At 71.7% G+C, this 12655-nt stretch carries 7 protein-coding genes; 1 reads left to right on the forward strand and 6 read right to left on the reverse strand.

The annotated features are described in order from the left end of the window. Positions 1–136 precede the first annotated feature (136 nt). Positions 137–862 (reverse strand): class I SAM-dependent methyltransferase, encoded by a 726-nt coding sequence (locus ISP_RS27790; protein ID WP_013227268.1) that lies wholly within the window; start codon positions 860–862, stop codon positions 137–139. Positions 863–917: 55 nt separating this feature from the next. After that, a complete protein-coding gene (locus ISP_RS27795; protein ID WP_235204788.1) occupies positions 918–1868 on the reverse strand; it encodes an NAD-dependent epimerase/dehydratase family protein in 951 nt (316 codons plus the stop codon). Between the two features lie 138 nt (positions 1869–2006). Here ISP_RS27795 and ISP_RS27800 point away from each other — a divergent pair, with 138 nt between their 5' ends. After that, positions 2007–3065: an NAD-dependent epimerase/dehydratase family protein gene (locus tag ISP_RS27800; RefSeq protein ID WP_013227270.1), complete on the forward strand. Its 1059-nt coding sequence runs from the start codon at positions 2007–2009 to the stop codon at positions 3063–3065. Positions 3066–3185: 120 nt separating this feature from the next. On the opposite strand, the gene ISP_RS27805 is transcribed toward ISP_RS27800, so the two are convergent. From ISP_RS27805 to ISP_RS27820, 4 genes are all read right to left on the reverse strand, one after another. Further along, positions 3186–4520 carry a TolB family protein gene (locus tag ISP_RS27805; protein WP_230468387.1) on the reverse strand — a complete coding sequence of 445 codons (1335 nt, stop codon included), beginning with the start codon at positions 4518–4520 and terminating at the stop codon, positions 3186–3188. Between the two features lie 34 nt (positions 4521–4554). Next, positions 4555–5127 carry an RICIN domain-containing protein gene (locus ISP_RS27810; RefSeq protein WP_230468388.1) on the reverse strand — a complete coding sequence of 191 codons (573 nt, stop codon included), beginning with the start codon at positions 5125–5127 and terminating at the stop codon, positions 4555–4557. An 84-nt stretch (positions 5128–5211) separates the two neighbouring features. Next, entirely contained in the window at positions 5212–7428 is a 2217-nt protein-coding gene (locus tag ISP_RS27815; RefSeq protein ID WP_230468389.1) for an ATP-binding protein, read from the reverse strand. Positions 7429–7633: 205 nt separating this feature from the next. Continuing rightward, on the reverse strand, positions 7634–12532 hold the full coding sequence (locus ISP_RS27820; RefSeq protein WP_413462985.1) for an RHS repeat-associated core domain-containing protein: 4899 nt from the start codon (positions 12530–12532) through the stop codon (positions 7634–7636). Between the last annotated feature and the right edge of the window lie 123 nt (positions 12533–12655).

The raw sequence follows: 12655 nt of genomic DNA on the forward strand, positions 1-12655 counted from the left end.
TTGCGCTGCCGGCCCGCTTGCCCAGGCCCGGGGGCGGGGCCCCCCCCCCCCGCCGGGGGGGGGGGGGGCGGGGGGGTGGGGGGGGGGCGGGGGGGGGGGGGGGGGGGGGCCCCCCCCCCCCCCCCCCCCCCCGGCGTCAGGCCGTGGCCACGAACGACATGAAGTGCGGGTGCACGTCCAGCTCCAGCACCTCGGTGAACACGTCGTTCAGGATGGCGGTGCCTTCCGAGCTGGTCAGCAATTGCGTCCGGTACGCGCCGGTCTTCATCCGGCCACCCGAGGCGCGGATGACCACCGCCGTGCTGAAGAACGCCGCCGTGCGGCGGAGGTGGTTGAGCGTGCCGTAGCGCTTGCGCTCGAAGTCGTGGAAGTTGTCGCCCGTCCAGAGGTTCCCGACGAAGATGCCGCCCGGCGCCATGAACGTCTTGAGCCGCTCCAGCACTTCGCGGACGTCGCCGAGGTGGTGGATCGCGTCGACGCACATCACCAGGTCCGCGGTGCCGAGGTCGTGCTCGGCCCAGAAGTCGCCCAGCACGAGCTTGAGGTCCTCGTGGTGCACGCGGCCGCGCACGATGTCGAGGCCCTGCTGGGAGATGTCGAGCGCGGTGATGCTCTTCGCCGCGGTGCGGGTCGCCGCGAGACCGGTGAACTCCCCGGTGCCGCAGGCGAATTCGAGCACCCGCCCGGTGTCGGCGCCGTACTTCTCGAGGTACTTGCCGATGGTGTCCTTCTGGCTGAGGAAGTGCTCGCGCAGCAGCGGGTGCTGCTCCGCCGCCGCCCGGTCCCAGAACCGCGCCGCCCAGTACTTCCGGCCGTCCGGCGGCACGTTGTCGAGCAGTACCTTGCCGGAACGGGCGAGCATTTCAGCTAACATTCGGTCCTCGCTCTGCAGTCGGGGTTACTCCGGAACAGCCTGGTCAGATCGTCTCGAAAATCGTTTGGAGCTCGTTGACCCCGGCGGTGACGGCCGCACCGGCGAGCCACGACCGCCAGGTCGCCGCCACGCCTTCCTTCAGCGACGTCTCGGGCCGCCAGCCCAGCACCCGCTCGGCCTCGCCGACGTCGAGCCAGACGTCCTGCCGGTCGAACAGCCGGCTCGGCTGGAACTCCACCCGCAGGTCGAGCGCCACGACCGAGCGCACCACGTCCAGCAGGCCCGAAAGCGAGGTGCGCACGCCGGAGCCGATGTTGAGGATCAGGGGTTGCGCGGGCCCGGCGCCCCGCAGCCGCCGCATCACGTCGACGACGTCGTCGACGTAGACGTAGTCGCGGGTCGCGGTCACGTCGCCGATCAGCCGCAGCGGCCGGGAATCCAGCGCGGCGGACAGCCAGTGGGCGAGCACGCCCTGGCCGCGCCCGGTCGGCTGGCCCGGGCCGTACACATTGGACATCCGGAGGATCACCGCCGGCAGCTCACCCGCGTGGCTCAGCAGTTCCTCTTCGAGGGCGATCTTCGCCCGGCCGTAGGCGCCCGAGGGCTTCAGCGGCGAGGTTTCCGCGTACGGCGGGGCGAACGCGGGGTCGTAGACGGTGCCACCGGAGCTCGTCAGCACGACCGTCGGCGGGTTGTCCCGGCGGCGCAGCCGATCGAGCAGGGTGCTGAACAGCACGTGGTCGGCCCTGGCCAGCTCCGGGTGGGATTCCCCGAGCGCCGGGTTGATGCTGGACGCGAGGTAGAACACGGTCCCGGCGCCGGCGATCGGGGCGGCCAGCTCGCCGTCGCACAGGAACCTCGACTGCCGGGTGAAGCACGCCGTCCGCACCCGCGCGAGGTCGAGCGTCGCCGAAAGCCGGCGTCCGATGAACCCCGCACTTCCGATCACCACCGCCGTGTCGGTAGCGCCGTCCGCGACCACCCGACCAGACATGAGCACCACAGCCTCTCCCCGCATCCGCGCCTCCGCGACCGGACGGCCACGACCGTATGGCGCGCGGGTCCAGCCGCATTCGAGTCCGGGCCGAGCACCGCCGAAGACCGTGGGAAGCCACGAGACGCAGGAGGCGGAATGCGAGTTCTGGTCACGGGCGGCGCCGGGTTCATCGGCCGGCACGTCGTCGAAGCACTGGTGGCCGGCGGGCACGAGGTCCGGGTCCTGGACGCGCTGCTCCCCCACGTGCACCCGGCCGGGTCGCCACCCGAGTTCCCCGACGGCGTCGAGTTCCGGCACGGCGACCTGCGCGACGAGTCCACAGTGGTCTCGGCGCTGCACGGGGTCGACGCGGTGTGCCACCAGGCCGCGATGGTCGGCCGGGGCAAGGAAATCCGCGACGCGGCGCGGTACGTGACGTGCAACGACCTCGCCACCGCGCGGCTCGTCACCGCCATGACCGAACTGGGCCTCGGCAAGCTGGTGCTCGGGAGCTCGGTGGTGATCTACGGCGACAGCCGGTACGACTGCCCGGTGCACGGCCGGGTCCGGCCCGGCCGCCGTCCGAAGGAAGCCCTCGACGCGGGCCGGTTCGAGGTGACCTGCCCGGAATGCGGCCTGACCGTCGTGGACAGTCCGGTCGAAGAGGACGATCCGCTCGATCCGCCCCGCAACGTCTACGCGGTCACCAAGCTGGCCCAAGAACACCTGGCCGGCGCGTGGGCCCGCGAGACCGGCGGCCAGGCGGTCGCCTTGCGGTACCACAACGTCTACGGGCCCGAGATGCCCCCCGGAAGCCCGTATTCCGGTGTGACGGCCGTCTTCCGCACGGCCGTGGAGCGCGGCACGGCGGCCCGCGTCTTCGAGGACGGCAAGCCGTGCCGCGACTTCATCCACGTCCGCGACATCGCGACGGCCAACGTGGCGGCCCTGACGGCGGCGAACACGGGATTCCGCGCCTTCAACGTGGCCACCGGCGACCCCCGCAGCATCGCGGAGGTGGCGGCCGCCCTGGCCGCGGCGGCCGGAACGCCACCGCCGGTGATCACCGGCGAGTACCGCATCGGCGACGTGCGCCACATCGTGGCCTCACCGAGGCGGATCAAGGCGGAGCTGGGCTGGCAGCCCTCGACCGGGTTCGGCGAAGGCATGGCGGAATTCGCCAGGGCCCCGATGCGCGCCCCCATTCCGGTTTAGCGGACAGGTTCTCGCGCGCTGAACCACGCCGGCGTGCGCGGGCGTATGCGGCCATCGTGAGGGGCGACGCCGGCGAGAACCGGCGTCGCCCCTTACGAGTCGTCCCCCGCAGGCGGATGATCAGCCGAGGTCGCGCAGGTACACGTTGGGGGTCCACATGTCGGTGTCGGTCGCGAAGTTGGTGGCGACGGACTGGAACGCGACGTGCTTGCCGTCGGCCGAGATCGACGGTGTCGCGGAGATTCCGTTGCCCTCCGCGCCGTTCCCGGCGACGCTGGCCCGGGTCGTGGTCGCGGTGTCGCGGTCACGGACGAACACGTCGGCGGCGCTGTTGCGGTCGAACGGCACGAGTCTCCACGCGAAGGAGTCGAACGCCGTGTAACGGCCGTCGGCCGAGATCGACGGCCGAACGCCCTCGGTGGTGCCGTCGATGTCCTGGCCGCCCGTGTACAGGACGTTCAGCCGGGTGACCGTCGACGTCTGCCGGTCGACCAGGAAGTTGTCGACCTTGCCGTTGGTGTCCCCCGGATTCGGCAGCAGGTTCCCCGCGGCCGACTGGTAGGCGATGTAACGCCCGTCGGCCGACATCGTGGAGAAGGTGCTGGCGCCTTGCCCTTGGTCACCGTGGGCGTTGACGCTCACCCGATCGGTCAGCCCGGTCAGCTTGTCGTGCACGAACACGTCGGTCGTCTGGTTCGTGTCGGAGCCGGTCAGGGTCGTGGCGTCGGATTCGAACGTGACGTAGCGGCCGTCGGCCGAGATCGACGGCAGCCGGCTCGCGCCCCGGACCTCCGTGCTGTTCGAATCGACGCTGACGCGGACGGTGCGGTCCGACTGCTGGTCGTACTCGAAGACGTCTCGGACGCGGTTCGTGTCGCCGGCGACGAGGTTGCCGGCGAACGAGTCGTACGCGATGAACCGCCCGTCGGCCGAGATCGCCGGGTGGAGACTGTCGTCGTCGCCCGGGGCGCCCAGCGACCCGCCGCTGACCCGGCTCGTCCACCCGATCAACCGGTCGTGGACGAACACGTCCCGGAACACGTTGGTGTCGCCCGGAACCAGGTTCGTCGAGTCCGACACGAACGCGACGTACCGGCCGTCCGCCGAAATGGACGGTGCCCAGCTGGCGCCGTTCCCCTCGGCACCGTTGCGGTCGACGCTGACCCGGGTGGTCACCCCGGCCACCCGGTCCCGCACGAACACGTCGTCGACTCCGTTGGTGTCGCCGCCGACGAGGTTCCGGGCCGAGGAACGGAAGGCCACATACCGTCCGTCGGCGGACACCGACGGCTCCCCGCTCATCCCGGCGCCCGGCTTGCCGTCGACGGCGACGCTGATCAACGTGGTGGCGGCCACGGTCGCGGCGTCCGCAGTGCCCCCCGGTACCAGCGCCGCGACGGTCGCCGCGCACAGTGCGAGTCCGACTGTGGCGCGGCCGACTCTGTGACTTCTCATCATTGCCTTTCTGCTGATCAAAAGAAATCGTGATTCACCGGGTCGGCTGGACCGGCTGGAACCGTTCGTTGACGAAGCCGTAGCAAGGGTTCTGCACGAAACGGCGATAGTTGGTGTTGATGATGCCGTCCACCGACAGGCACAGGCCGCTGTTCACGTTCTGGAACTGCGCGTTCCCGTTCTGCTCGTCCCAGATCATCCGCCACTGCTGGTTCGTGCCGACAAGGCAGTCGTACTGGATGATCGGGTTGCCCTGGCCCAATCCGTACGCGTAGTCGTCCAGGCACTTGGCGGTGGCCACGTTCTGCAGCCAGAAAACGTTCGGGTCGCCGGTGGCCTGGCCCATCCGCCAGCGCTGGTTGTTCCCGTATTCGCAGGTGAACTGGTCGACCAGGACGAAGTTGTCGAAGTGCCCCTTGTCGACCTGCATGCACTTGAGGCCGATGACCGGGCTGCTGCTGAGGGGCTGCCAGGCCAGCACCTCGCCGCTCACCGGCGGCGGCTGGCTGTGGTCGGCGTGGGCGGGAGCGGCACCGGTCAGCGCGAGTGCGGCGGTGGCGAGCGGAACCAGCACGACGGTGCGGATCACGCGAGGTAGCTGAGGCATGCGCGAACCCTAGGGAGCACCCCACGGCCGGCTCCAGGCGGAACCGGCGGAAAAGCCGGCAGAACCCGACTGTTTCCTCGCCGATCAGCGGTCCGCGGCCATCGCCGGGTGGGCTCGGACGCGGGCCTGGTCCGGCAGGCCGATGGGAAACGTCAGCGCCTCGCGGAACAGCCGGGCGGCGCCACCCGCGTCGCCGCCGGCGGCGGCCGTCTCGCCGAGTGCGAGCAGCGCGAGCCCGGTCGCCTGGGCGTGTTCGGCCCGCCGGGCCAGCTCCAGCGCCCGCCGGCCGGTGGTGGTGGCGTCGTCCCAGCGGGCCAGGCCGGCCTGGGATTGGGCCAGCAGGGCCAGCGCGAACGCCTCCGAGCCCGGTTCGCCGAGAGCGGCGAACGTCGCGGCGGCCTCGGTCAGCAGGGTGGCCGCGCCGGCGTGGTCGCCGGTGTCGTTCCGCACGGCGCCGAGGTTGAGCTGAGCCACCGCGACGCCGCGCCGGTCGCCCAGCTCGCGCTTACGGCGCAGCGCGGCGGCGTGATAGTCGATCGCTTCGGCGAACGCGCCGCGGTCGTGCGCCAGCGCGCCCAGGTTGTTCAGCGCGATCGTCTCGCGGCGCGCGTCCCCCATGGTCCTCGCCTGGTCCAGCACGCCGGTGTACGCGGCCGCGGCGTCGTCGTAGCGGCCGGCGAACTTGTGGGCGTTGCCGATCAGGGTCAGCGTCGCGGCCCGGCCGTCCGGGTCGGCGCCGAACGCCTCGGCGGCGGATGCGGCCAGCGCCAGCGCCACCTCCGGCTCGCCGCTCTCGTTGGCGGTGACCGCGGCGCCGTGCCACGCCCACGCCCGGGCCTGCTCGGTGGGCGCGGCACCGGCCGCCCCCGTGAGCATCCGCCGTCCCTCGGCGAACCGCCCCCGGGCCACGTAGTGCTTGGTCAGTGCGCGCACGGTTTCCACGCACAACAGGGTCGGCGCGGCGTCGACGGCTTGCTGGATCGCGGCCCGGACGTTGTCCTGCTCGTCGCCCAGCCGGGGATCGCCGTCGCGGACCAGGCGCAGGAAGTGCCCGGCGTGCGCGTCGCGATCGCCTGCCCCGGTGAGCTGGTCCTCGACGACCTCGCGGATGGTGTCCAGCATGCCGATCCGGGGACAGCCGGCCCGTTCGGTGACGGTGACCAGGCTGTGTGCGGCCAGCGTCGCCAGCGAATGCGGCGGTGCGCCCAGCACGGCCTCGACGTCGACCGGGTCGGCGCCGCCGGAGAACGCGCCCAGCAGGCCGAACAACCGCCGGTCGGGATCGGTGAGCCCGCGCGTGCTCCATTCGACCGTGCGGCGCAGGCTCACGTGCCGGTCGGCCAGGTCCACCGCGTCGCCGTGCAGGTCGCGGACCTGGGCGAGCACCTGGGCCGGTGCCTGGGTGCGCAGCCGCGCGGCGGCCAGCTCCAGTGCGAGCGGCAGGCCGTCGAGACGGCGGCACAGCGCCGCGACCGCGACCGCGTTGTCCCCGGTGAGCGCGAACCCGGGCCGGACCGCGGCGGTGCGTTCGACCAGCAGCCGGACGGCCGGGTTGCCGGCCAGGCCCGCCGGGTCGTCACTGTCCGGAGTAGACAGTGGGGCGAGTGGCCAGAGGTGTTCCCCCCGCAGTCGCAACGGCGACCGGCTGGTCACCAGGACGGTCAGCCCCGGGCACCCGGCCAGCAGCGTGGCCACGGTGGTGGCCGCCGCGGCCACGTGCTCGAAGCTGTCGAGCACCAGCAACCACCGCCCGTCGCCGATCAGCGTGGCCGGGTCGGGCGTCCGCAGGGACTCGGCCAGCGCCTGCGGGACGTCGTCGGCCTCCCGCAGGGCGCTCAGGTCGAGACCGTGCACGGATTCGAACCGGCTCGCCGCCCGCCAGCCGGCCTCGAGAGCGAGGCGGGTCTTGCCGACCCCGCCCGTGCCGGTGATCGTGACCAGCCGCACCGGCGGATCCTGGACCAGCCGCAGCACCGCGGCGAGATCGCCGGACCGGCCGACGATCGAGGTGACCGGTGCGGGCAACGCCGGACGGACCGCCGTCCGCCTGCGCCGGGTGTCCGGCGGCGGCGCGGTCCGGGCGGTCCGGGCGAACGCCTCCTGCTCCTCCGGCGTCAGGCCCAGCGCCCCGATGAGCGCACGCAGTGTTTCGCGCTGCGGACGCCGGGTGGCGCCCCGCTCGATCTCCCCGATCGCGCGGACGCTGATCCCGCTCAGTTCCGCCAGCTGCTCCTGCGAGAGACCGCGGCTGCTCCGCAGCCCTGCCAGCATCTCGGCCAACGCCATCTGCCCCCGGTGCACCGCCACATAGTAAAGACGGCTGCGGAAGCGCCGCGGTCCCCTTCCGGAACTCGTCACCGGCAAAGCCGGCTCTTGAGCGAAGTGGGCGTTCTCGTCGTCCCGACCGGACAAATCAGGCAGAGCACCGCCGAGCTACCGGCACCGGGGCGAAAGGCTTGGCCCACGTCGGCCACAGCGACCGACGCGGGGCCCAGCCTCTCGACCGTTACGGGCTCATGGCCCCCGTCAGCGTGTCCATCTTGGTGCCCACCGGCGGGAACCTCGGCAGGAAGTTCTTCTCCTTCGCGAAGGAGATGTACTGCTGCAGTTCCGGGGTCAGCCCCTTGTACTCGGCGTTGAGCACGACGTGGTCGCGGATGGACCGTTCGAACGGGTTGGGCGAATTGGGGAACTTGACGTTCGGGCTCGCCTCCACCGAGTACTCGACGTGCAGGTTCTGGATGTCCTGCCGCACCTTGTTGTACTGGCTCGGGTCGAAACCGGCGCGGTTGAGCGCCGCGTCGTTCGGCATGCTGGATTTCAGCTGCTCGAGACGCACGTTGGCGTTCTTCAACGGTCCTTCGAAGGTGCCCGACATATTCTTGTTCGCCGTCGACGTCAGCGGCGTCATGTTCTCCGAAAGGCCCGGGCCACCGAGGTTGTCGTTCTGCAGGTGCCCGCGAATCCACCGGTTGCTGCCGTTGGGGTCGTAGCCCTTGACGTTGTTGAGCTCGTTCTTGAGCTCGTTGCTGTAGTTGGCGTGCGGAGTGTCCTCGAGGTTCTTGACGTCGGTGAGCTCACCCGGCTGCGGCTTCGAACCACCCGGCCGCGGGCTGCCGTCCAGGATCTGCGTGCCCGAGCTCGTGCCGCCGCCCTGTGACGTGGTCCGCCCGCTGACCGGGTCCTTCGGCCCGCGGGGCGGCGCCGACGGACCCGGCGTGCTCGACGACGTGTTCCCGGAAGCCGTGCCCTTCTTGGGTTTCGTCTTCGGGTACGGCGAAAACGGCTTGACGGCCGACTGCAGGGCCGCCTTGCACTTGCCGGCGATCTTGCGGCCGGAGAACCGGCGCTGGTCGCCGGGGTCGTCGCCGAACCCGCCACCGGCGGTGAGGCCGAGCGGGTCGGCCTGCAGCAGCGGGTCGCCCACGTAGGTCATGGGGTTCGGCGCGGGTTCCAAGCCGAGCGGATCCGGCGAGATGTAGCGCGCGTTCGCCGGGTCGTAGTAGCGGAAGACGTTGTAGTACAGGCCGGTTTCGCGGTCGTGGTACTGGCCGGGGAACCGCAGCGGCGTCGCCGATCCGCCGGGGGGCGTCAGGCCCCACAGGCTGAGGCGGACCGGGTGCACCGCACCGTCGTCGACGCCGATCAGCTCGAGCGGCGTGCCGACGTCGTCGGTGACGAAGATCGACAGCCGCTTCGTGCCGTCCGGGCCGGTGACGACCTGGGCGACCGGGCGACCGCTGTCGGGGTGGTGGATCCAGGTCAGCGTCTCGACCGCAACACCGCCGGCGGTGTGCCGGGCCTCGATCAGCGTGTTGCCGTCCCAGACGAACTCGACCTGCTCGGCGACGCCACCGGCCGCGTCCAGGCGCTGCTTGGCGACGCGGCGGTCGAGGGCGTCGTAGCGGTAGCGCCACGACGTCCCGTCCGGCGTGCGCACGCCGGTCAGGTGGTCGTGCGCGTTCCAGGTGAACGTCCAGGTCAGCTCGGGGCTGCCGGGTTCGGCGACGGTCCGCCGGACCAGCCGGCCCTGGGCGTCGTGGACGTAGCGGACCCGGCCGGCCGCGGCCAGGCCGGTGTCGGCGTAACGCCGCGGCCCGGCTTCGAGGCCGGTTCCGGGGGAGGAATCGACGAGGTTGCCGAGAACATCGTAGGCGTACCGTTCGGCCAGCGTCGGCGTGACCGCGGCGGTGACCCGGCCGACCGCGTCGTAGTCGTAGCGCACGCCACCGACCGGGTCTTCGCGAGCCGCCACGCTGCCGTCCGGACGCCGGTGGTAGCGCCGCACGCCACCGGGGATGTGTTGCGCGGCAAGGCGCCCGACGCCGTCGAACTCCTGCCTCAGCAGCCGGTTGGACCCGGCGTCGACCGCGACCGGGCGGCCCGCGTCGTCACGGTGCAGGATCAGCGTCGCACCGGCGACGGCGAGGATGTCCGCCCGATCCTCGGTCCGGCTCCAGTGCACGTCCACCCCGGACGGGGTGCGCCGGCCGGCGGACGACCCGTCCGGGTAGGCGAAGGTCGTGGTGCGCCCGGCGGTGGTCTGCCGGACGACCCGGCCGTCCGCGTCACGCTCGAGTTCGATCGCCGTGTCCGGCCCGGTGGCGGCGACCAGGCGGCCCACCGGGTCGTAGCGGTACCCGTCGGTCCCCGCCGCGCTGACGCGCTCGATCACGTTGCCGAGCGGGTCGTGGTGGTACTCGACGGTCTCCCCCGCCGCGTTCACCAGGCGGACCAGCTGCCCGGCCGCGTCGTACACGCACTGGGTGACCCGGCCGGCGAAGTCGGTCTGCGTCAGCAACCTGCCCTCGGCGTCGTAGCCGAAGGTCCACGTCTGCCCGGCCGGGTTGGTGACGGCGACCGGCCGAAGTTCGGTGTTCGAGCGGCGGGTGGTGCGGGCGCCCGCGGGATCGGTCATGGCGGTGACGATCCCGAACGGTCCCCGCTCGGTACCGGTGACGCGGTTGATCGCGTCGGTGTGCGACGTCTCCCAGCCCTCGCCGTCGTAGGTCCACCGCTGCCGGGCGCCGTCGGCGGCGACGGCGGCCTGCAGGTCACCTTCGACCGTCCAGCTCACGACGGTCCGGCTGCCCGGCTTCCGGATCGCCCGCGGCCGGCCGAACAGGTCCGGATCCGCCGCCGACGCCTCCGCGGTGCCTTCGTCGGGCACGTCTTCGTCGTCGGCCACGCCCAGCGGATCGGTGTAGGGGTCGGGCAGGGCGGGCGCGGCGTACCGGCGCCGGAACGTGCGGCCACCGTCGGTCACCTCGATCTCGAGCGTGGATTCGGTGCGCTCGGTCAACACGGCTCGCGTGCCGTCCGGGCGGGTCACCGCGCGGAGGATCCCCTCGGTGTCGTGTTCGAACTCGGTGCGCCGGCCCAACGGGTCGGTGCGGGCCAGCAGGAGGTTGTGCGGGCCCCATTCGCTGCGGGTGACACCGCCCAGCTTGTCCGTCTCGGCGACGACGTTGCCGGCCGCGTCGAACTCGAAGACCTTCTGGTGCCCGAGGGAATCGGTGGTCGTCGTGCGGCCGTCGGCGTAGCTCAGCGAACCGTCGAGGTAACCCTGGTCGCCGACGGTGCGCACGCAGCGGCCCGCGGCGTCGTAGACGTAGCGGTACCAGGCGCCGTTGTGATCGGTCCAGCCGGTGATCCGGCCGTCGGCGTCGTGGTCGTACAGCGCCGGGCGCGGCGTGGAGTTCGCGCGGCGCGCGAGGTGGCCCTCGGCGTCGTAGTCGTAGCGGGCGACCAGGACGTCGCCTGCGGGCGCGACCGCGCGGATCGCCCGCACCCGGCCCGCGGTGGTCTCGAACGCGATGCGGGCGCCGGCGGAGTGGGTGAGCACCGAGGGCGCGCCGGTGAGGTCGTGCTGGAGCTGGACGAACTCGCCGTCGTCGGCGCGGACCTCACGCAGCAGCCACTCGTCGCGGACGCCGGGAGCGGGGACGAATCGCCGGGCGAGCCCGCGGCCGGGGTCGGTGACCACGTAGTCGTCACCGTCCGTGTGCAGCCGGCGCAGCGGCCCGTGCTGCGCCGTCACCGCCGTGCCCGGCAGCGGGGTGGCGAAGGTCAGCACCATCGCGTCGGCCGAGTGGTACCGGAGTTCACCGCCGGTCAGGGTCAGCCGCTCGTCCAGCAGCGACGCCCACGAGCGGCCGAACCACCGGCCGTCGCGGTAGGAGGAGACGTGGTTGCGGGTGATCAGCTCGCCGAGCTCACCGGGGACGACGAGGTCGACCTCGGTGAGCAGGACGTCGCCGGTCGCGACGTCGATCGGGTCGAACTCGCAGACCTTTTCGTCCGGTCCCTTGGTCTTGGCCGGGTCCGGGCCGCCCCTGGGGGTGCCGCCGTCTTTGGGCGGGCTCTTCGGCGCGCCCGACGGGGTGGTCGAGCCGCCGTTGGGCGTCGGGTCCGGGCCCTTGGGGTTGTCGTCAGGACCCTTCGACGCCGGTGGCGGGTCGGTCTTGGGCGGCGGATCGGTCTTCGGCGGCGGATCACCCTTCGCACCCGCCGCGCTCGTGCTGTCATCACCCTTCGGCGGCGGATCAGTCTTCGGGGGCGGCGCGTCCGGGCCGCCCTTCCCATTGGGACCACCGATGTCCTTCGGCCCACTCTTGATGTCCGCGTGCTTCGGCGGCGGCGCAGCCTTGCCCGGCTTGATCTTCCGCAACGCCTTCGCCGCGTCCGCGAACAGATCACCCGCCCGCTTCAACAGCGGAATCAGCGCCTTCAACGCCGTCACCAACCGCTTCACCAAATCCGCGATCTTCGACGCCACCTTCGCCACCGCGCCGATCACCTGCGGCACCACCCAGGTCAACCCGATCCCCAAGGTGAACACCACCTGCAACGCCCAGCTGATCAAATGCCCGACCAGCTCGGCAATGATGTCCCGCACCAGCGCCCGGACCGCCGCGACGACCTCGCCAGCGGTCTTGACACCGCTCGAGGCGCCCTCACAGCCCTTCTGCGCGGTCTCCAGCAGCGTCACCGTGTCCTGCGCGCGCTGCCGGTAAGTGTCCGCCGCGTTCCCAGTCCAGGACACCGTGTCGGCCTTGACCATCCCGGTCAGGTCTTCCCCGATGCTGCCCAGCTCGGTCGCGACGTTCTTCCACGTCTCGGCTTGCGCGGCAATCTCATCGGCGTTGCCGGTCAGACCGTTCAAGGCCTCCTTGAGCGGACCGACGTGCTCCATCAACCACCCGACCCCGGCAGCGAGGATCGCCCCGAACGGATCCATCGCCATCGACAACGCATCCAACGCCGTCCCGACCGCACCCATCGCGACCGACGCCCAGTCACCGCTCTCGATCGCCGACTTCAAGTCATTCGCCGACTCCAAGAGCGAAATGCCCGAATACGCCTTTGTCGAGTCCTGTGTCGGCGCGACCAACGGATTGCTGATGACGCTCCCCCTCTGCACGATCGAAACGAATCCGCGATCATATCCGTTAGGCCGGACGGCCGGGCCGGGCACCACCGTACGGCTGCCCGGCCCGCCCCTCGGATCTGCCCGATCTTCCCCGGG

It is taken from the genome of Amycolatopsis mediterranei, from assembly GCF_026017845.1.
Classification (GTDB): Bacteria; Actinomycetota; Actinomycetes; order Mycobacteriales; family Pseudonocardiaceae; genus Amycolatopsis; species Amycolatopsis mediterranei.

Excerpts from the sequence above, each read along its gene's own strand:
- ISP_RS27795 (WP_235204788.1), bottom strand. The coding sequence starts at position 1,868 with ATGTCTGGTCGGGTGGTCGCGGACGGCGCTACCGACACGGCGGTGGTG.
- ISP_RS27805 (WP_230468387.1), bottom strand. The coding sequence starts at position 4,520 with ATGAGAAGTCACAGAGTCGGCCGCGCCACAGTCGGACTCGCACTGTGC.
- ISP_RS27790 (WP_013227268.1), bottom strand. The coding sequence starts at position 862 with ATGCTCGCCCGTTCCGGCAAGGTACTGCTCGACAACGTGCCGCCGGAC.
- ISP_RS27810 (WP_230468388.1), bottom strand. The coding sequence starts at position 5,127 with ATGCCTCAGCTACCTCGCGTGATCCGCACCGTCGTGCTGGTTCCGCTC.
- ISP_RS27800 (WP_013227270.1), top strand. The coding sequence starts at position 2,007 with ATGCGAGTTCTGGTCACGGGCGGCGCCGGGTTCATCGGCCGGCACGTC.